Source organism: Corynebacterium durum, assembly GCF_030408675.1.
GTDB classification, from domain to species: domain Bacteria; phylum Actinomycetota; class Actinomycetes; order Mycobacteriales; family Mycobacteriaceae; genus Corynebacterium; species Corynebacterium durum.
This window is the reverse complement of sequence record NZ_CP047200.1, coordinates 2,190,029-2,209,645: the sequence shown is the minus strand read 5'-3', so window position 1 is coordinate 2,209,645 and position 19,617 is coordinate 2,190,029. Positions and strand designations below refer to the sequence as shown.

At 61.1% G+C, this 19,617-nt stretch carries 15 protein-coding genes; 6 read left to right on the top strand and 9 right to left on the bottom strand.

Going from position 1 to position 19,617, the window contains the following annotated elements:
* The first annotated feature begins 32 nt into the window (after positions 1-32).
* Positions 33-1,634: a TIGR04028 family ABC transporter substrate-binding protein gene (locus CDUR_RS10210; protein WP_179418128.1), complete on the top strand. Its 1,602-nt coding sequence runs from the start codon at positions 33-35 to the stop codon at positions 1,632-1,634.
* A 6-nt stretch (positions 1,635-1,640) separates the two neighbouring features.
* Here CDUR_RS10210 and CDUR_RS10205 read toward each other — a convergent pair whose 3' ends face one another.
* Together CDUR_RS10205 and hutG are read right to left on the bottom strand one after the other, a co-directional pair.
* Positions 1,641-2,036, bottom strand: a complete 396-nt coding sequence (locus CDUR_RS10205) for a globin (RefSeq protein ID WP_006064208.1) — start codon at positions 2,034-2,036, stop codon at positions 1,641-1,643.
* Between the two features lie 349 nt (positions 2,037-2,385).
* Entirely contained in the window at positions 2,386-3,303 is a 918-nt protein-coding gene (hutG, locus tag CDUR_RS10200) for a formimidoylglutamase (protein ID WP_179418127.1), read from the bottom strand.
* Between the two features lie 33 nt (positions 3,304-3,336).
* Here hutG and CDUR_RS10195 point away from each other — a divergent pair, with 33 nt between their 5' ends.
* From CDUR_RS10195 to hutI, 4 genes are all read left to right on the top strand, one after another.
* Positions 3,337-4,071 carry an IclR family transcriptional regulator gene (locus CDUR_RS10195; RefSeq protein WP_179418126.1) on the top strand — a complete coding sequence of 245 codons (735 nt, stop codon included), beginning with the start codon at positions 3,337-3,339 and terminating at the stop codon, positions 4,069-4,071.
* A gap of 104 nt (positions 4,072-4,175) precedes the next feature.
* On the top strand, positions 4,176-5,720 hold the full coding sequence (gene hutH, locus CDUR_RS10190) for a histidine ammonia-lyase (RefSeq protein ID WP_006064205.1): 1,545 nt from the start codon (positions 4,176-4,178) through the stop codon (positions 5,718-5,720).
* Positions 5,721-5,985: 265 nt separating this feature from the next.
* Positions 5,986-7,665, top strand: a complete 1,680-nt coding sequence (hutU, locus tag CDUR_RS10185) for a urocanate hydratase (protein ID WP_179419111.1) — start codon at positions 5,986-5,988, stop codon at positions 7,663-7,665.
* 4 nt (positions 7,666-7,669) lie between these two features.
* Complete coding sequence (gene hutI / locus CDUR_RS10180; RefSeq protein ID WP_006064203.1) at positions 7,670-8,857, top strand: imidazolonepropionase; 1,188 nt, start codon at positions 7,670-7,672, stop codon at positions 8,855-8,857.
* Between the two features lies 1 nt (position 8,858).
* On the opposite strand, the gene CDUR_RS10175 is transcribed toward hutI, so the two are convergent.
* From CDUR_RS10175 to CDUR_RS10150, 6 genes are all read right to left on the bottom strand, one after another.
* The gene (locus CDUR_RS10175; protein ID WP_179418125.1) at positions 8,859-10,082 is read right to left on the bottom strand and encodes a glycerate kinase family protein; all 1,224 of its coding nucleotides are present in this window, start codon (positions 10,080-10,082) and stop codon (positions 8,859-8,861) included.
* Positions 10,083-10,130: 48 nt separating this feature from the next.
* Complete coding sequence (locus tag CDUR_RS10170) at positions 10,131-11,903, bottom strand: SLC13 family permease (RefSeq protein ID WP_233452937.1); 1,773 nt, start codon at positions 11,901-11,903, stop codon at positions 10,131-10,133.
* Between the two features lie 6 nt (positions 11,904-11,909).
* Positions 11,910-12,569, bottom strand: a complete 660-nt coding sequence (locus tag CDUR_RS10165; RefSeq protein ID WP_179418124.1) for a response regulator transcription factor — start codon at positions 12,567-12,569, stop codon at positions 11,910-11,912.
* A gap of 33 nt (positions 12,570-12,602) precedes the next feature.
* The gene (locus CDUR_RS10160; protein ID WP_006064199.1) at positions 12,603-14,108 is read right to left on the bottom strand and encodes a sensor histidine kinase; all 1,506 of its coding nucleotides are present in this window, start codon (positions 14,106-14,108) and stop codon (positions 12,603-12,605) included.
* Between the two features lie 25 nt (positions 14,109-14,133).
* On the bottom strand, positions 14,134-14,520 hold the full coding sequence (locus CDUR_RS10155; protein WP_179418123.1) for a hypothetical protein: 387 nt from the start codon (positions 14,518-14,520) through the stop codon (positions 14,134-14,136).
* Positions 14,521-14,742: 222 nt separating this feature from the next.
* Positions 14,743-15,291, bottom strand: coding sequence for a lipoprotein LpqH (locus CDUR_RS10150; protein WP_179418122.1), 549 nt, complete (start codon positions 15,289-15,291; stop codon positions 14,743-14,745).
* 602 nt (positions 15,292-15,893) lie between these two features.
* Between CDUR_RS10150 and CDUR_RS10145 the strand changes: the two genes are divergently transcribed.
* On the top strand, positions 15,894-16,892 hold the full coding sequence (locus CDUR_RS10145; RefSeq protein ID WP_179418121.1) for an acyl-CoA thioester hydrolase/BAAT C-terminal domain-containing protein: 999 nt from the start codon (positions 15,894-15,896) through the stop codon (positions 16,890-16,892).
* A 26-nt stretch (positions 16,893-16,918) separates the two neighbouring features.
* On the opposite strand, the gene pepN is transcribed toward CDUR_RS10145, so the two are convergent.
* Entirely contained in the window at positions 16,919-19,534 is a 2,616-nt protein-coding gene (pepN, locus tag CDUR_RS10140; protein WP_179418120.1) for an aminopeptidase N, read from the bottom strand.
* Positions 19,535-19,617 lie beyond the last annotated feature (83 nt).

The window sequence follows — 19,617 nt, the reverse complement described above, 5'->3', positions numbered from 1 at the left end:
TACGGCATCATCTCTTTTTAGGTGGGCATCGCATGGTTATGGGCATCAGGCGCACAGACTGCAAAGCGGCGGCAATCATAGTGATTGTGGCGTTGTTGATAGTGGCCTCGGTCTCCGCCTGCGCCAACCAGCCACGGCAGCATATTGGTGGCTCGATTACCTATGTGGAGGCCCAGGAGTTCGATTCCCTGTACCCGCCTGCGGCGGATTTTTACCCGAATGGCGGGATTGTTCACAACATCACGGACCGCTTGTTGTTTCAGGACCCGGTGACTCTGGATTTGTACCCGTGGATCGCCACAGCCTTGCCGGAGGTGAATGAGAATGCTACGGAGTTCACGTTTAAGCTGCGTAAAGACGTCACCTATTCCGACGGTAGTCACGTGAACGCGGCGAATGTGGTGCGTAATTTTGACCTGTTTGGGCTGGGGGATGAGGGGCGTCGTTTTGCGCCGAGCCCCGCGTTGCCCCACTACCAGCGCGCGGAGGCTCTGGACGCGTACACGGTGAAGTTTTATTTCTCTGAGCCGACCCCGGAGTTCCCGCAGGCGGTGTCCATGCCCCGCGCGGGTCTGCTTGCCGATGCGACCCTGAAGCGCACAATGGAGGGCTTCGGCCCGGGGCACGCCACCGACATTGTGGCCTCGGGTCCGTTTGTGGTGTCGGATGAGCGCGTGGGGGAGGAGCTGACCCTCACCGCCCGCGATGATTACAACTGGGCACCCGCCGTCCGTGAGCACGAGGGCCGCCCGGCGATCGATTCCGTGCGGGTGGTGTTCAACCAGGAGGACACCGAGCGCGTGGGTCTGGTCACGGGCAGGGCGGCTGATATTGCCGCACGCATCGACCCCTCCGACGAGTCCCAGGTGCGCCAGGCACGCCTGAACCTGGTCGCGGCGTCGACAAGGGGCGTGAACAACAGTCTCACTTTCCGCCCGGGCCACCCGTTGTTGCAGGATAAGCGGGTGCGGCAGGCCATCATCGCGGGTGTCGATCGCAAGGCCATTCGCGACGACCTCTTCACCGACAGCTACCCCCTGGCCACCTCCATACTGGCGGAGCGGGCCCCCGGCTACAAGAAACAAAAGGCCTACAAGCACGACGCTGCCCGCGCCAACACGCTTCTCGACCAGGCCGGCTGGGTGCGCAACCCCGACGACGGCATCCGCGAGAAAAACGGCCAGCGCCTCAGCCTCAACGTCAACGATGCCCTGCCCCTCCCGCGCTCCAAAGAGGTGGTGGCCATGCTGCAAGAGCAGCTTAAAGACATCGGCGTGGAAATCAATTTCTACCCCGGGGACTTCGCCGACCAGGTTGAAGCCGTGAAAGACCCCAACAAGATCCAGCTGTTCCACTCCATGTCCGACGGCACCCTATACCAGCAGTTCTCCACCTCGCGTATCGACGCCGCGCACAACACCCACTCCGATGGCAGCCTGCTCGACCCACAGCTTGAGGAACTTCTTGCACCCCAAACGGTGGAGCAGGCCCAAGACTACCTGACCGAACAGGTGTATGTGCTTCCCCTCGTGGAGCAGCCAGTGGTATATGGGTTGCGCACGCATGTGCACGGCTTTGACACCGACCCGACCGGGCTGCCGTCCTTCTATCAGGTATCCAGGCTCGGCCGCTAATCCTGCTTATTGGTCCTTATTGATCAGCATGTCCGCCACCCGCTCCATGTGATTCCACAGGGCGGCTCGGTGGGCGTCGTCAAGCTGATCCTCGCTGATGGTGTTGATGGCGTTGGACATAAGTTCCAGCCAGCGGTCCCGCTCGGCTTGCCCAATGCTGAAATGGTGGTGGCGCATGCGCAGCCTTGGATGTCCACGATTTTCGCTAAACGTCTGCGGGCCGCCCCAATACTGCGCGAGGAACCACTTAAGACGCTGCTCAGCGCCCTCCCAATCGTCGTGGGGATACATCGGGCCGATCAGGTCATCCTCGCGGACCTGCTGGTAAAAGCGATGCACGAAGGTGGAGAACGTCTCCTCACCGCCGACCGCGTCATAAAAGCTGGTTGCTGGTTCAGTCATGGTGATTAACTCTATCGGATGAGCGCGCCGGGCGGGGCGAGTGTGCATTTCATAGCGCACAACAACCAGATTGCTGCTCATGCTCTATCAAACTGTCAAAAACCCCTGGAAAAATGGCAGTTTGATAGAGCACGGCGCTCCCAAAGGAATTGAACGCCGTTAGTGCAAATGTTTGCATAAAGATAGGTCCACTGCCAGGTACGGAAACACCCCGTTTTCGAGCCCAGCGGTGGACCTATATGACAAGCACGTAAAGTGTGCTTATCTCCAAGCCGAAAAACACCCCATTTTCGTGCTTGAGCATAAGCACATTGTGCAGGACTCCAACGCATGCAAACTCGCTAAAAACCTACAGCGCGTTCACAATATCGTCGACGAGCCGGGCGGCGGCGCGGGCGGTGCGCTCGTCAACGTCGTAGCGGGGGTTGAGTTCCACGACGTCGACAAGCGCGAGTTTGCCGGTTTCGGCGGCGGCGATGGCCATGGCGCGGACGAGAGCGAGGTCGATACCCACGGCGGCGGGGGCGCTGACGCCGGGGGCAACGGAGGCGGGGAGGGCGTCAAGGTCGATGCTGAGGTGCAGTGTGTCTACACCCGCAGCGACTTCCCGGATCAGGCCGGCTGCCTGGGCGGGTGTCATGCTGGCGAGTTCGTCGTCGGTGTAGTAGCTGACCCCGAGTTTTTCGGCTTCGTTGAACAGTGCCCGGGTGTTATTGGGTCGGGAAATGCCGAAGACGGTGTAGTTGAAGTCTTTGCCTGTGATGTCGGCGATTTGCCGGAAGGGGGTGCCGGAGGTGGGTTGGTCGGCAACGCGGAGGTCAAAGTGGGCGTCAATGTTGATGATTCCCACGCTCCCCCCGGTGGCCCGGCGGAGTCCACGGTGCGAGCCAAAGGCCGTTTCGTGCCCGCCGCCCAGCACTATCACGGTGTGTCCTTTGCTAATCAAAGCGTCAACGGCGGAGCTGAGGCTGTCGTGGCCGCCTTCAAGGTTGGTGTGGTGGACGGTGATGGTGCCCACATCGTAGAGCGGTGTGTCGTGGTGGACCGCCAGTCCGGCGAGTGCGGACATGATGTGTTCTGGGCCGCGTGAGGCACCTGTTCGTCCGTGGTTGCGGCGTACTCCCTCGTCGGAGGCGAAGCCGATGAGTGCCACGCCGGGCGCGTCCTCCAGTTCGTCCAGGTCCTGGATGGTGGAGTGCCAGCGTGCGTGTTCGGGGCCGGGGCCGTCGTTGCGGCCAACCCACGGGGATGAAGTGAAGTCGCTCATAACCGCAAGGATAGGCCATATAGGATAGTCAGCGTGGCTTCGAAGGTTCCGGCGGCGGCGCAGACATTGCAGATTTTGGCGTTGCTCAGCCATATTGATGTGCCGATTTCGGCGGCGCGCATTCAGGCGGAGCTGGGGCTGCCACGTTCAACTACCTATCACCTGCTGACGGTGATGCGTGACGCCGGTTTTGTGACTTACCTCCCGGACACGCGGACGTATGGTTTGGGGCTGGCGGCGTATAGCATGGCCAGCGCATATACCACTCAGCAGCCGCTGGTGCGGGCGACGGCGAAGCATGCCAGGGAGTTGGCAAAGCTGGTGGGTGGGAGCGCGCACGTGGGGCGGCTCGTCGGGGGTGAGGTGGTGTATTTGTTGGAGGAACGTTCCCCGCGGGGGGTGTCCTTGATCACGGATGTGGGGGTGCGTCTACCTGCAGCCGCCACTGCGAGTGGGCGGGCGATGTTGGCGCAGCTTCCGGCGGCAGAGTTGAAGGCGCTGTATGGCGTGGTGGGGCACGGGTCGTACAGGGAGTGGCTGGTACCGATCACCGAGGCCAAACATCGTGGTTGGGGGTCGGAATCCGAGGAGGTCAGCCCCGGTCAGGAAAGCCTCGCGGTGGCGGTGGTGGATCATATGGGCCGTCCGGCTGCGGCGCTGGCGGTCACGTTTCGCGTCGGCAGCCTCGATAAAAACCGGGTCAACGAGGTGATCGAGCAGTTGCAGTCCCGGGCGGCGATGCTGGAGTCGGCACTGTTTGGGCGGTAGGTACCGATAGGTGTTTTGTTAAGCTGGTGCTCACTGCGCTTGGCTGTCGCGCAGACGTCACATTTCTGCTGGATTGTTATGCACTGTAAGGAGCGCAGGTTATCATGAACGCTGTTTCTGTTGGTGTCGGGCCGTTGAGCATTGATGATGTGGTCAATGTCGCGCGTTTCGACGCCCCCGTCGAACTCACCGATGAAGCGCTGGCCACCATCGCCGACACCCGCCACCGCATCGAAGAACTAGCCAACGACCCCACCCCCGTTTACGGTATTTCCACCGGTTTCGGCGCGTTGGCCCGCCGTCACATTCCCAAGGATCTTCGCGCCCAGCTGCAGCGCAGCCTCGTGCGTTCCCACGCTGCGGGTAGCGGCCCCGAGGTGGAGCGCGAGGTTGTGCGCGCCCTGATGCTGCTGCGCTTGTCCACCCTGGCCACGGGCCGCACGGGTGTGCGCCCAGTGGTGGCGTCCACCTATGCTGCCGTGCTCAACGCCGGAATCACTCCGGTGGTGCATGAGTACGGGTCGCTGGGCTGCTCGGGGGATTTGGCCCCGCTGGCGCACTGCGCCTTGGCACTCATGGGCGAGGGGTTTGTGCGCGTGGGTGCCGACGGCCCCGTCATCCCCGCCGCCGACGCCCTGGCCGATCATGGCATCGAACCCCTGGTGCTGGAAGAAAAAGAGGGCCTGGCGCTGATCAATGGCACTGACGGCATGCTGGGTATGCTGTGCCTGGCTATTCATGACCTCACGCGCCTGGCGCAGGTCGCGGATATTTCCACCGCCATGACGGTGGAAGGGCTCTGCGGCAGCCTGGGCGTGTTTGATGATGACCTGCAGCAACTACGTCCGCACCCCGGCCAGGCCGTGAGTGCCGCGAACGTGCGCCTGGTGGCGGGGAACTCGGAGATTCTGGCGAAAAGCCGGGAGGATTTCAGCCGCAGCCACGTCCAGGATGCCTACTCGGTGCGTTGTTCACCGCAGGTCACCGGCGCTTTCCGGGATACTATCGACCACGCCCGGCGCGTCGCGGACTGGGAGCTTGCTGCCGCAGTGGATAACCCGGTGGTGGCGTTGGATGGCCGGGTGGCGTCGAACGGGAATTTCCATGGCGCGCCGGTGGCGTATGTCCTGGATTTCTTGGCTATTGTGGCGGCTGATGTGGCGAGCATGTCGGAGCGCCGGACGGATCGTTTCTTGGATGTTGCCAGGAACCGCGGGTTGAATGCGTTTTTGGCTGATGATCCGGGCGTGGATTCCGGTCACATGATTGCGCAGTATACGCAGGCTGCGATTGTGTCTGAGTTGAAGCGTAATGCGGCTCCTGCGAGCGCAGATTCTATTCCGTCGTCGGCGATGCAGGAGGACCACGTGTCCATGGGCTGGTCGGCGGGCCGGAAGCTGCGCCGGAGTGTAGATGGGTTGATTCGGGTTCTGGCCATCGAGGTACTCACCGCAGCTCGGGCAATTGACATGCGTGCGCCGTTGACACCTGCCGTGGGGACGGGCGCCGTGGTGGCCTGCCTGCGCGAGGTGATCGAAGGCCCTGGTACGGACCGTTTCCTCTCGCCGGAGATTGAGAAGGCGGTGGAGTTGGTGGCGTCCGGCGCGGTGGTGGATGCCGTGCGCGCTGCGGTGGGTGAGCTGGGGTAGCCCGCCCAGAACCCACCTCTCCGGTGCGTTGCCCTCCACTACGCTAGTGTCTGGTATTCCAGACAAATTCCCCCGTCCCGCTATCCCGCCTGATTGTGTTCGTGATTACACTCAAGCGCACATGTTATCTCCGACGCAGCCGGGCGTGGTGGCGCGGTGACAGCCCCGACGTGTTCCCTCACCTGAGGGTGAGTCGGACTGTGCTGCTGCGGCAGGCGCGGCGTCGATAAGCAGAGACGGTAAAGAGCTGAAAAGAGGGACAATGATGAATGCACCACGGGAGGTGCGTGCCCCGCGCGGCACGGAACTCAACGCGAAGAGCTGGCAGACGGAAGCACCGCTGCGCATGCTGATGAACAACCTGGATCCTGAGGTGGCGGAACGCCCGGAGGACCTGGTGGTGTACGGCGGCACGGGTCGCGCGGCCCGCAGCTGGGAGGCGTTTGATGCGATTGTGGAGACGCTGAAAGACCTGGAGGACGACGAGACTCTGCTGGTGCAGTCGGGTAAGCCGGTGGGGGTGTGGCGCACGAACCCGTGGGCACCGCGCGTGCTGATCGCTAATTCCAACCTGGTGGGGGACTGGGCGACCTGGCCGGAGTTCCGCAAGCTGGAGGCCGAGGGCCTGATCATGTACGGCCAGATGACCGCCGGGTCGTGGATTTACATCGCCACCCAGGGGATTTTGCAGGGCACGTTTGAAACATTCGCCGCGATCGCGCGGAAGCGCTTCGACGGTACCCTCGCGGGCACCTTGACCCTCACGGGCGGGTGCGGCGGCATGGGCGGTGCGCAGCCACTGGCCGTGACCCTGAACGGCGGGGTGTGCATCATCGCCGATGTGGACGAAGCCCGGCTGAAGCGCCGTCAAGCCAAACGCTACCTGGACGTGGTGGCCACAGACCTCAACGAGGCGATTGCGCTGGCCACGGAGGCGAAAGAGCAGAAGAAGCCGCTGTCCGTCGGCGTTGTGGGCAACGCCTCCGAGGTGTTCCCGGAAATGTTGCTGCGGCATCGCGCCGGGGAGTTCACGGTGGATATTGTCACCGACCAGACCAGCGCGCATGACCCGCTGGCCTACTTGCCCAGCGAGGTGGCGTTTGAGGATTGGCAGCGGGAAGCAGCCGAAGACCCCACGACGTTCACCAAGAAAGCCCGCGAGTCGATGGCGTCACAGGTGCAGGCCATGGTGGAGTTCCAAGACGAGGGCGCAGAGGTGTTCGACTACGGCAACTCCATCCGCGACGAAGCCCGCCTCGCCGGCTACAACCGCGCGTTTGAATTCCCCGGCTTCGTGCCCGCCTACATTCGTCCCCTGTTCTGTGAGGGCCTGGGCCCGTTCCGGTGGGCTGCACTCTCTGGCGACCCGGAGGACATTCGGGTCACTGACCAGGCGCTGAAGGAACTCTTCCCCGACAATGAGCACCTGCACCGCTGGCTGGACGCCGCCGAGGAGTTCGTGGAGTTTGAGGGCCTGCCCGCCCGCATTTGCTGGCTGGGTTACGGCGAGCGCCACAAGGCCGGGTTGTTGTTCAATCAGCTGGTCAAGGAAGGCAAGGTCAAGGCCCCGATTGTTATTGGTCGCGACCACCTGGATTCCGGCTCGGTGGCTTCACCGTACCGCGAGACCGAATCCATGCTGGACGGTTCTGATGCCATTGCGGACTGGCCGCTGCTCAACGCCCTGACCGCCACCTCCTCCGGTGCCACCTGGGTGTCCATCCACCACGGCGGCGGCGTGGGCATCGGACGCTCCATCCACGCAGGTCAGGTGTGTGTTGCCGACGGTACCGACCTGGCGGCACAGAAGATTGACCGCGTGCTCACCAACGACCCAGGCATGGGCGTGATCCGCCACTTCGACGCCGGTTACGATCGCGCCGCCGAGGTGGCCAAGGAACGCGGCGTTCGCGTGCCCATGCCGTTCGTCTCCAGGGAGGACTAACACCATGACCAGCACCGCCACGCTTTTCACCAACATTGGCGAGCTCCGTACCGTCAGCGACCTGGGCACCCTTCACGACGCCGCGCTCGTCGCCGAGGACGGCATCATCACCTGGGTTGGCGCCGCCGCCGACGCCCCCGCCTGCGACACCCAGGTGGATCTCGAAGGGCGGGCGGTGCTGCCCGGATGGGTGGACTCCCACACCCACATGATTTTCGACGGCGACCGCGCCGCCGAGTTCGAAGCCCGCATGGCCGGGCAGGACTACGCCGCCGGGGGCATCGCCATCACCATGAACGCCACCCGCGCCGCCAGCCCCGAACGCCTGCGCGAGCTTCTCGACGCCCGCGTCCACGCCGCGCACCTCGGCGGCACCACCTCGCTGGAAACCAAAACCGGGTACGGCCTCGACGTAGAGAGCGAAGCCCTAGCCGCGCAGTTGGCGGCCGATGCCGTAGGCGATGTCACCTTCCTCGGCGCGCACGTCGTCCCGCCCGGCGCGGACCCGGAAGACTACGTTGACCTGGTCACCGGTGACATGCTGGATGCGGTGGCCCCCCACGTGCAGTGGATTGACGTGTTTTGTGAACGCGGTGCCTTCACCGAAGACCAGTCGCGCCGGGTACTTCGTGCTGGCCAAGAGCGTGGCCTGGGCGTGCGTGTGCATGGCAACCAATTGGGTGAGGGCGCGGGTGTTGCGTTGGCGGTGGAGCTCGGCGCGGCCAGCGTGGATCACGTAAACTACCTGACCGACGCTGATGTGGAGGCCCTGGCGGGGTCAGATACGGTGGCCACGGTGCTGCCTGCCTGTGATTTGTCCACCCGGCAGCCCCTCGCCCCGGCGCGGCGGCTGCTGGATGCTGGTGCAACGGTGGCGATTGCCAGCAATTTGAACCCGGGTACGTCGTACACGTCGTCGATGAATTTTTGTGTCGGGACGGCGGTGCTGCAGATGGGACTCAGCCTGGATGAGGCGATCCGCGCCGCCACCTGGGGTGGTGCGCGGGCACTGTGGCGCCATGATGTGCGGGGCGGCAAGGATCGCACGGGCCGCCCGGCTGTGGGTACGCTGGTGCCTGGTGCGGCGTGTGACCTGCATGTGCTGGACACGTCTCACGCGATTGACCTGGCGTATCGCCCGGGTATGCCGCTCACACATTCCACCTATGTGGCCGGAGTGCGGGTGGCCTGATTTAGGCAGCTCCGAAGCGGCGTCGGAGTTTGTTTTCGCAGCGCCCCGACATGACGGATCCGAGTTGTAGCAGGCGCATGGTGCGTTCCGCAGCGTTGGAAAGCAGTTCTCGCCCGTCCCGGACGGCGTGTTCCAGGGGCATGGGCACGGTCATGATGGAGGCGACGGCCCCGATGCCGATGTCGTGGACCTGGGGAGCGCCCTCCCCGAGCGAACCCGCGAGGGCGAGGACGGGCACGCCGGTGGCCTGGGCGCGGCGGGCGATTTCGGCGGGGACTTTGCCGTGCGGGGTTTGGTAGTCAATGGCACCCTCTGCGGTGATGACCAGGTCGGCTTCTTCAAACAGATCGTCGAGGGTTTCGGCGTGGCCGTTCAGCATGGAGCCTAGGAACACGTCGAAACGGTTGTGGGCCTCCGCGCCGAGCGCCATGAGCCCGGCACCCAGGCCGCCGGATGCCCCGGAACCGGGGCCGGTGTGGATGTTGGTGTCGGGGTTGAAGGTCTGAACCAGCAGGTCAGCCCAGTGTGTCAGGGCGCGACCTAGGCTGTCCACCTGTTCCGGGGTGGCGCCTTTTTGCGGCCCGAACACGGCGGCGACACCGTGGTCGCCGGTAAGTACGTTGTGCATGTTGCAGGCCAGGTGGAGTCGCGCCTGGTGGATGCGGGGGTGCAGGTTGGTGGTGTCGATGCTGGCGGCATTGTGGAGGGAGTTCCCGCCGAGGCCGATGTCCGCGCCATTCTCGTCGAGGATGCGGACGCCCAGTGCGGTGAGCGCCCCGGCCCCGCCGTCGGTGGTACCCGAGTCGCCACAGCCGATGATGATGGTACGCATGCCTTTGTCCAGGGCGTCGGCAATGAGTTCGCCGACACCAACGGTGCTGGTCATGCCCGGGTCGCGCATGTCACTGGGCACAAGCGACAACCCAGCTGCGGAGGCCATTTCCACCACGGCGGTTTTGTTGGCCAGCTCCAGCCAGGTGGCGGCGACGCTCTGGCCCTCTATCGGACCCTGCACTTTCTTGTGGTGGGGGATGGCATCGGGGCGGGTGGAGAGTATTTCGATGGTGCCCTCCCCGCCGTCGGGAATGGGCTGTCTGTCAATGCGTACCCCGGGATAGACGCGGCGCACTCCTGCGGCGATGGCGTCTGCGACGTCCACTGCGCTGAGGCTTTCCTTGAATCCGCTGGGTGCCACAAGGATTCGTTCGGGCATGTACATGGGCATGATGGATCCTTTCGTGGAGTCTGTGCCGTGCATAGGTACAGGTGGCATTTAGAGGTATAGCGGAAGCCCGAGGTGAGGCCAGATCCAGAAAGAGAAGATAATGATGCTCACGATGTGCACTGGCAGTAGCAGCATGGACACGCGCAGGAGCTGCTGGTTGGTAAACACCGGAATGTCTTCCTTGATGGTGCTGAACATGGCCAGCGGCTTTGCGGAGGCGGGCAGGGTATGGCAGAAGCCTGCGGCGGCGGTGGAGATGAACGCCGCAGCCACCGGGTTCACGCCCACCGTGGGGGCGAGCATGACGATCATGGGGATGAGCACCGCCGACCGTGCCGACCGGGACTGGATGAGAATATGCGCCAGCGTCGACAGCACGATGATGAGCAGCACAAACACCGCCCGCGCCGTCCCAGATCCCGCGTTGAGAGTGTGCTCCGCCACGTATCGCGCGGCACCCGAGTTGGTGAGCGCATGGCTCATGGCCAGGGTGGCGGCCATGAACAGCAGCAGCGTCCACGGCACCTTCTTGATGGCATCATCCAGCGAGATCAGCCCAAACCCAGGTGCCACCACCACAAGGCCGCCAAGCAGCGCCACTAGGGCCGGGTGGATGCCGTGCAGCGACTCCGTACTCCACAGCAGCACCGCCAGGCACAACACCAGCAGCGACCGTGATTCCGACTGCGACAGTGGACCTTTGATCTTGTGTACCCCGCCCGCATGCTCCGCAAGGGATTCCAGGCTGAGATCCAGCTTCTCGCCCCGCTGCCTGCTTGACGACGTCGCGAACAAAATCACCTCCGCGGCCAGGTGCGAGGTGACTATAGCCAAAGGCAAACCGGCAATCAGCCAGCTGGCAAACCCGATTGATTTCAGGTTGTTGTCCTGCAGAATCTGGTCAGTAATCAGGTGCGCGCCCGCACCGATGAGCGAACCCACCGCCGAAAGCAGAATCACCGACGGGAACAACAAGCTTAGCGTGACCACCAGCCACGAATGTTGGGCTTTAAGGACCCTGCCCAAGGCGACGAACACCGGCACCAACAGCGCCGCTCGCCCAGCCGTTGCGGGCACTGCAAACACCGTGCACACGGTGGCCAGTGTCACCGCGTGCACCAGCATGCGCGGGTTCTTCGTCCCGGCTGTGACGATGACCGCTCCACGCATGGCCAAGCCGGATGTGGCCACACCTGTCGAAATGATGAAAGCGCCGATGAGCAGCCACGTTGTTGTGTCGCCCAGCGGGCCGAAAAACTCGTCGACTGTGATGACGCCCGTGAGCACCAAGATACTGGAGCCACCTAGGGCAACGTAGGTGTCGTCAATGGAGGAAAATACCCAAAACCACACCGCCACCCCGAACACCGCGAATGTGGTGCGAGCGTCCCGTGGGAGGGAATCAGGCAGCTGCCACAGTACCAAGGCCAGCAGTAGGGCCGACACGATGGGGGCGATGCGATCTTTGCGCAGTACGTACTCGTGAAACGCCTCTCTCCCCCATGCGAAGCGTCGCGAACCCAGCTCCTGGTCCAACCGCTTGGAGGTGTGTACCGATGGGGGAGTAGTGGCGTAGTGGGAGGCATCATCTGGTGTATCCGCTTGCCTGTCGCTGGCCTGGGTCGCGCTCGGGAAGTCGTTAAGATCCTCTTCCTCCGCCTCCGTCTCTGGGGCGCGGTGTCGCCCGCGCGATAACTGCGGTGAGTCGTACAGCACCGATTCGTACTGTGCGGTCGGTGCGGGCGACGGGGATGTGGGACGCGGGGCGTCGTCAGGATGGTCGGCTGTCTGGCCGCTTCGGCGTTCAGCGGATTCATGCAAAGAAAATCACCTCAATCGGTAACCGGCACCACGAACTGTTTCTACTCTTTCTGAACCAATCTTCTTTCGTAATGTTCGAATATACACGTCAACAACATTTGAGCCAGGATCAAAATCCATGCCCCACACTTTGCTCAAGAGTTGAGCGCGTGACATCACCTCACCTGGGTTTCTCATCAGAGTTTCTAATAAACCCATTTCACGGCGAGAAACATCCCGCCATTTACCCCCCACTTTGACCCGTTGAGTCCGTAGATCCAGGGTTAAATCATCGCGAGTTAGAATGTGGGAGGAATCACCTTCGGAACGATCCATGAGGCGCAAACGAATGCGGGCCAAAAGTTCCGCAAATTGGAACGGCTTAGGCATGTAGTCATTTGCCCCACCCTCTAGGGTGCGCACCCGGTCCTCAATGTTGGTCCTAGCCGTCAATACGATCACTGGGAGTATCTCCTGCACAGCACGAAGCTGCCGCAGCACCTCGACCCCATCAATCTCAGGCAGGCCCAGATCAAGGACCATGAGGTCAAAGGCGCCGGTGCGCGCGAGATTAAAGGCATCAACCCCGTTTTCTGCAATGTCGCAGGTGTAGCCCGCTGCGGTGAGTCCGCGGTCAATGAAGTCCGCGATGCCTCTGTCATCCTCAGCGATCAAAATACGACTCATAGTCTCGTCTCCTTCATGATCAACCCATCCCAATTAACTCACTGTGCCCTGGTCATCCCCGTCGTATGGACGACCAGCCGGCAAATCAAGCCCAAATGTCGCGCCGTAGCCCTCAGAAGATTCCACCCACGCAGAACCATCATGCGCATCCGCAATGGCCCGAACGATAGACAAACCTAATCCTGCCCCATTATGCCGTTTAATGGAGCCACGTCCGCGACTAAAACGTTCAAATAGCCCCGGAAGAACGTCGGCCGGAATACCGGGGCCAAAATCTCTAATCCACAGGCGTAAAATGCGGTTCTCACCTTGGCCAATAAACGCACTACCAATCTCAATGGCGTCGTTATCTGTGGTGTGGCGAATAGCATTATTAAAAAGTTCCAACATTGCCTGTGTGATGCGTTGCTCATCCACATACACCATGCCTTCCGCCACCGCAGTTAAGCGGATAGTGCGCGTTGCCATCACATGTGTTTTATCCTCAATATCGATGGTCAACTCGGCGGCATCCACCATGGTGGGGTGCACAAAATCGGCGGAGTCGGCAATGGCCAGGGTGAGCAAATCATTAACAATGCGCGCCATGCGGTCCAGCTCGTCGATGGTCAGGGAAATGGATCGTTCCCGTTCCTCGTAGCTCGCGTCGTTGAGTAGTTCCAGCTGGCCCCGGATCACCGTAATGGGGGTGCGCAGCTCATGGCCCGCGTCGTCCACAAACTGCCGCTGGTCGCGGTAAGAGCGCTCCAAGCGATCCAGCATGCCGTTAAACGTTTGCGCCAACTGCGCGATTTCGTCATGCCCCACCACGGGAACGCGCTGCGACAAATCCGAATCAGTAATACTTGCCGCCACCCGGCGTAAATCACGCAACGGTGCGAGAATCTGACCTGCCACCAGCCACGCGATAAACGACGTCACGGCCAAACCACCGGCTCCCACCAGCGCAATCGACCCCATCTGCCCAGAAACCTCGGACCGTGATGGTTCGGTAAACACCGCCACCACAAACACGCTTTCCGAGCCCTGGTACTTAAACTGCCCTTGGTCCTGATGGCTTTCCGGCTGGCCATGTGGGCCAGAGGTCGTCACCGCCACCCGTCCCCAATGCACCTGGCCCAGCTCACTATCCTTGTAGACGCCTGAAGGATTGTCCGACTGCAACACACTACTCACCAGCGGGCTGTTGGACTGCACCTCACGCACATGCGACCCACTGTTGCCCGATAAATCCATCTGGATCAGCTGACCGTCCACCATGCCGAAAATAGCCTGATTGTTGGACACAATCTGGCGGGACAGATACACCTCCATCATGCGCCGGGACGTCGTAAACGGCGCCGCCGTTTGGGGGTCTGTGCCGCTTTCCACGAATGCCCGAAACTCCGAAACCTCCTGCTCTACCGTTGCGTTCGCGTCCTCTTCAATGCGCGAAAACAGGAACGTTCGTGTGGTCAAAATGACGGCAAGCAACGCCAACAACACCGTGGCGATAATCCAGTAGGAAATACGCCAGCGGGCGGAAGTTTGGTGCTTCATGGTCGTACCTCAAGCCCCCGCTGCGCTAGTTGCCAAGGACGTCACCAATGACGTCAAGCGGCTGATAGTTGAGCGGTACCTGTGGGACAACGGGCAGTACGACCGGGGGGATGCCAGGGAGTTGCAGTGCGGGCGGTGGTGGTGGGGCGGGGTTTTGGTTCGCTGCGGGGCTTTGCGCGGTGTCGGCCTCCACAGGCGGTTGCGAATGCACTTCCGAGCTTTGTGGTTCCCCGGGTGTGGTGGATGGGGTGGCACCTTCAGACGACTTCTGGATCTGGGTATGCAAAACTACCGGCGAGGGGTCCACGCGCGGTATCTGCTTGTTGTTAGTAAGCGCTGCGCCGGCGATGGCAAGCCCGATCAGCGCTACTAAGGTTCCGACCAGGGGGAGGAACCGGCGAATGTCATCCATGTATTCCAGTAATAATCTAGAGGGTAGGCGGCTCGTTAATTCATACGTGAAAAATTTTCATCATCCCAGTACAGGACTGGTATGACTATAGTGTTTCTGCTTGCAAATTTGGGGGTACACGCCGGAGGTCTTCGGGCGTTATCGGTCAGAAAACCTCCCATAAGTGTGCGGTGCGTCAATGAAATCAGTGAAAAAGTCCAACGGGGGTAGTGGACATGTGAACTATGGGCAGGTTGCCTTCACGAAGATACTATCAGTTCGACTGTGATCAGCTTCATAAAAACCTGTCCCCTCTACTATCCAGGTATTGCCCTCATGTGTTACTTTTGTGTGCTCAATTGAACCAGGGACATCGTCGTCAATCTTGATGTTCACACTGGGGGTCTCAATGTGGAGTTCATCCAGGCGGGGGTTGTTGTCTGGCGAGGTTATGTCCATCTCTAGCTCGCCACTGATCTTGTCGACGCCCGCATCAACATCAAGGTCGCCGTCTGCGTCCTCATCAACGCATATCACCGGGCCGAAGGCATCTTTTAGCTGGTTGCCCGCAATCTGAATCTCTAGCAGTGCGGCGGTAGTGTTTGGCTCTGTGGAGGCCGTGGGGGTGACCGTTGAGGTGGGAATGCCGCTGGTCCCATCGTCGCTGGGCAGTGGCATGACGGTGACGCTACTGGAAGCTGTGTTGTTGCCGTTGGAGGAGCAGGCGCCCAAGCCAATAACAAGGACAGACGCTGCTACAAGTGCTGCGCCTACGCGGAGTGTGGTGTTCATAAGGGGACTACTTTCTCTTCACGCCTTGTACTGGGGACAGTACGAAGAACAATGCGAGCATAAAACGCGACAGGAATGGGGCGAAAGGGGGCGGGGCTTGAAGTGTTATGTGGAGTTAAGAATGCACGGAATACGGGAGGTCGTTGTTTTAACGTCCATTGTGCGCTGAGTGTGGGAAATGGAGTCTGTTGCACCGCGAAGGCAGTAGGCGCGCACAGGAATGCTGTAGCTGTTGCGCGATGCGGGGTGCTCATGATGAAAATTTTAGAAGGTTTACCCTGGGTAACCAAGCAAAAGTTTATTAAAAAGTTGTCATTTTATTTGCTAAGTGTGACCTTTTATCAAAGACGATGCAGGTCGACTCGATTTCTTGCCCCGAACTGCCTGAGAGTCTACTTGCCTGACTGATACTGCTTTCCTGTATCGATTTTTCTTTCCTGTATCGATTTTTCCCTATTCGTTTTTCACATTGCCGCTGTGTCAAGGTCGTATGCTGGATTCACCAGGGTACGCCACAGTGCGCGGTGATGCAGAAGGGTGTTGTGATGTCGAGGAAAATTGGACGAAAACGTAAACTACTTGTTTTTCTAGGTGTCCTTTGTGTGATTATTGCCATGGTGTTCGGCTTGCGTGCCTACAACATTCACACGTACGGCTCGATGTCGTCCGATGATGCCGCCAGTCTCGCCGATCCAGCAACCTACAACACCACTGTCGAGGGCGTCACAGTGTCCCGTTATGACCGTACCTATGTGCGCGGCTTTCACCTTGTGCCCACGCACCGGACCAAAGCGGGCAGCGTGATTGTCTTTGGCGGTTCAGAGGGAAGTTCGGACTTCGGGGACGCCGCAGAACTCGCCCGTAGTGGCGTGGAGGTGTATTCGCTGTTTTTCTTCGGCCAGGACGGTCAGCAGAGCGCCCTCATGGAGGTGCCCTTGGAGTTCATTGAGGAAGTCCTGCCTGAGGCCCCACACCCGATCACGGTGCGCGGGGCGTCGAAAGGCGCGGAACTGGCGCTGAACCTGGCGGCCCGCTACCCGGAGATCGACAATGTGATCGCGGTTGCACCCAGCGCCTACAGCTTCAACGGGCTTGACAACACCTCCTCATCGGACCGCAGCCCGCATTCCTCGTGGAGGTGGCGGGGCGAGCCCGTGCCGTATGTTCCGTTTGCCGCTGATGCCACCATCATGATGCGCACCATCGGCGGTAGCCTCCTGGGGTTTCCCACCTCCTTCCGGGCCATGTACGACGCCAGCCTGAATAAGGCATCCGAGTCGGACCGTGAAACCGCCCGCATCAAGGTGGAAAACTTCAAGGGAAATATCCTGCTGCTGGCAGGCGAGGATGACAGGATGTGGGATTCCGCAGGCGCGGCCTCCATCATTGCCGATCACGCGTCACGACGCCCCGATGGATCCGGCACCGTCGAAAGCTTCACCTATCCAGGGGCCGGGCACGCACTTGGCGGCCCACGCTACATCGCTGGCCTTGACCTGGGCGGCAACGAGGACGCCAACAAGCACGCTCATCAGGACTCTGACAAGGTGATCATGCGGCACATTGTTGACTGGCACGAAGCGCAGTCAGAAGCACAGTAAGGAGAGGCATACTGTGCGCTTATCAACTATGCGGCATCAAAGCGCTGGTTGCGCAGCGCACGCTTCACGCGGTCCTGATTCTCCACCACCACGCGCGCCAGCCCTGCGGGAAGATCATCCTGCGTGAGCAGCACATCGGCGGCGGCAATGCTGTCCTCCGAAATGTCCCAGGTGGGGTAGAGGCCCGTGAGTACCTGCAGTGCCACCTCAGAGGAGAATCCACGCCACAGGTCCGCCGCGACCTCGAAGTAGCGCGGACCAAGGTCGGTGAGCGACGGTGCGGAACCCGGATAGGTAAAGCCGTCCAGCTTGTGGCGACGATCCAGGTTGGACAAGGTGCTGCTCACGTCCGTCAACTCCGCAAACACGGCCTGCTTTGCTTCAGGGGTATTCACCGCAGCACGAGTGCGTTGGGCATAGTTATGGCTGGTGGCGGAGCTATCGCGACCCAATTCCTCTTGAATCGCCGCCTCCACCTCAGTAACGGCATTGGCGCCAACCAGGATGGACAATGCCGCCCAGCGGAGTTCCGTATCCATAACCAAGCCCTCAGCTGGTGGCTCATCGGCGAGGATGGAGGTGAAAAACGCGATGCTGTCCTCAGTTTGCCGGGTCCGTGCCAGCGCTTTCACAAAGGCCAGCTGGTAGTCGGAACCGGGAGCGGACGAGCGCGCGCCGTGAAGCAGGGCGTCAACAAGCAGTTTTCGGCCGGTGGCCTCAGTCCAATCCGGATCGGCGTAGCTGGCCAGTGCCTCGCGGGCCTGCGCCAGAATCAGCTCCAGCACACCAATCTCGGTTTCTGTGGCGGCACCTTGGGCGACTAGGGTCAGGAAGTCGCGTGCCTTCATTTCGCCGTTTCGGGTCATCTGCCACGCCGCCGACCAGCACAGAGAACGCGCCATCGGGTCCTCAATATCAGCGATGTGGTGAGTGATAAAGTGCAGGGAATCCTGGTCCAAACCCATCAGACAGTAGGTGAGGTCATCGTCGTTGACCAGCACCAGGTCCGCCACGGGTATCTCCACCAACTCAGGAACCGGAGTGGAGGCCCCCGACAGGTCCAGCTCCACGCGGTGGGTACGCACCACCTTGCCCGTGTCCGGCACCACCGAATACAAGCCCACGGCGATGCGGTGGTCGCGCAGCTCACCTGCGCCGGGCGCGGCACCCAGTTGCTCCACCTCGAAGGTGAGATAACTGCCGTTTTGCACAGTGAAACGCGGGCGGATGGTGTTGATACCGGTGGTCTTTAGCCACTGATCAGCCCACCCCAGCAGATCACGGCCGGATGCCTCCGCCAGCGCAGCCAGCAGGTCGTCAAAAGTGGCGTTGCCGAACGCGTGGTTCGCAAAATGCCGCCTCACGCCGGCCAGGAAGGCGTCGCGACCCACATATGCTTGCAACTGCTTGAGTATCGATGCCCCCTTTGCATAGGTAATGCCGTCAAAGTTCTGCTCCACCGTCTCCACGTCCGAGGCGTCCGTGAACACCGGGTGCGTGGAGGGAAGTTGGTCTTGCCGGTAGGCCCAGGACTTTTCAATGTTTGCGAAGGTGACCCAGGCGGTATCAAATTCCGTCTCTTCCGCCTGGGAGATCGCCGCTGCCCAGGTGGCGAAGGACTCGTTCAGCCACAAATCGCCCCACCATTCCATGGTGACCAGGTCGCCGAACCACATGTGCGCCAGTTCGTGCAGAATCGTGTCACAGCGGCGTTCATAGAGGTAACGCGTCACCTTGGAGGTGAATATGTACTCGTCGCGGAATGTCACGCACCCTGCGTTTTCCATGGCCCCCATGTTGTATTCGGGGCAGAATACCTGATCGTATTTGCCAAAGGGATAGGCCATGCCAAAGTTGCGATGGTACCAGTCAAAACCCTGCTTGGTTTGCTCGAAGATGCGTTCCGCATCAAGATGTGGTGCCAGGGATGCGCGGCAGTACAGGCCAAACGGCGCGGTGATCGTGTCGGGCTGATCCTCAGGGGTTTCCGGGTGCCGGGTCAGCGTGCCCGTCCAACTACTCCGCACCTCGTGGTAAGGCCCAGCGCACAGCGCAACCAGGTAGGTGGATAAGGGATAGTCAATGCGGGAAATATGGACCTCACCGTCGGCGGTTTTTTGAACGTCCTGCTCCGCGTTGGAAATAACCTTCCAGTTGTCTGGCGTGCGCACAGTCAGTTTGTATCGTGCCTTCAGATCCGGCTGGTCAAAGCAGGCAAACACACGCTTGGCGTCGGCGGTTTCAAACTGGGTGTACAGGTAGGTCTCCCCGTCAGCCGGGTCAACAAAGCGGTGCAGCCCCTGACCAGTGCGCGAGTACTCGCAGTCCGCAGTGATGCGGAGAGTGTGTTCGCCAGTGGTAAGGTCGCGCAGCGCCACGCCGTGGGTTGGGTCGTATCCTTTCTCGTCCAGGGTGATGGCACCTTCGGTGATGTCGTTACCATCAAGGATGACTTCCCGAACGCGCGCGGCCCGCAGATCAATGAACGTGTCGCAGGGTTCCTTGACGGTGAATTTCACCGTGGTGATGGACCCGAATTCCTTGTCGCCGTGGGTGAGGTCCAGCGCAATGTCGTAGCGCTGGACGCTGAGCATACGGGCCCGTTCTGCGGCTTCGACCCGGGTTAGATTGAGGGACGTCATGACGGCCTTTCTGTACATGAACAACCATGTGTTGTTGTGTTGCGGTTAGTGGCTTCCAGACTAATCTTGCGCCTAGGATGGTG

Coding starts and splice junctions, on each gene's coding strand:
- pepN (WP_179418120.1), bottom strand. CDS start 19,534: ATGACGTCCCTCAATCTAACCCGGGTCGAAGCCGCAGAACGGGCCCGT.
- CDUR_RS10165 (WP_179418124.1), bottom strand. CDS start 12,569: ATGAGTCGTATTTTGATCGCTGAGGATGACAGAGGCATCGCGGACTTC.
- CDUR_RS10150 (WP_179418122.1), bottom strand. CDS start 15,291: ATGAACACCACACTCCGCGTAGGCGCAGCACTTGTAGCAGCGTCTGTC.
- CDUR_RS10205 (WP_006064208.1), bottom strand. CDS start 2,036: ATGACTGAACCAGCAACCAGCTTTTATGACGCGGTCGGCGGTGAGGAG.
- hutH (WP_006064205.1), top strand. CDS start 4,176: ATGAACGCTGTTTCTGTTGGTGTCGGGCCGTTGAGCATTGATGATGTG.
- hutG (WP_179418127.1), bottom strand. CDS start 3,303: ATGAGCGACTTCACTTCATCCCCGTGGGTTGGCCGCAACGACGGCCCC.
- CDUR_RS10175 (WP_179418125.1), bottom strand. CDS start 10,082: ATGCCCATGTACATGCCCGAACGAATCCTTGTGGCACCCAGCGGATTC.
- hutU (WP_179419111.1), top strand. CDS start 5,986: ATGAATGCACCACGGGAGGTGCGTGCCCCGCGCGGCACGGAACTCAAC.
- CDUR_RS10210 (WP_179418128.1), top strand. CDS start 33: ATGGTTATGGGCATCAGGCGCACAGACTGCAAAGCGGCGGCAATCATA.
- CDUR_RS10155 (WP_179418123.1), bottom strand. CDS start 14,520: ATGGATGACATTCGCCGGTTCCTCCCCCTGGTCGGAACCTTAGTAGCG.
- hutI (WP_006064203.1), top strand. CDS start 7,670: ATGACCAGCACCGCCACGCTTTTCACCAACATTGGCGAGCTCCGTACC.
- CDUR_RS10160 (WP_006064199.1), bottom strand. CDS start 14,108: ATGAAGCACCAAACTTCCGCCCGCTGGCGTATTTCCTACTGGATTATC.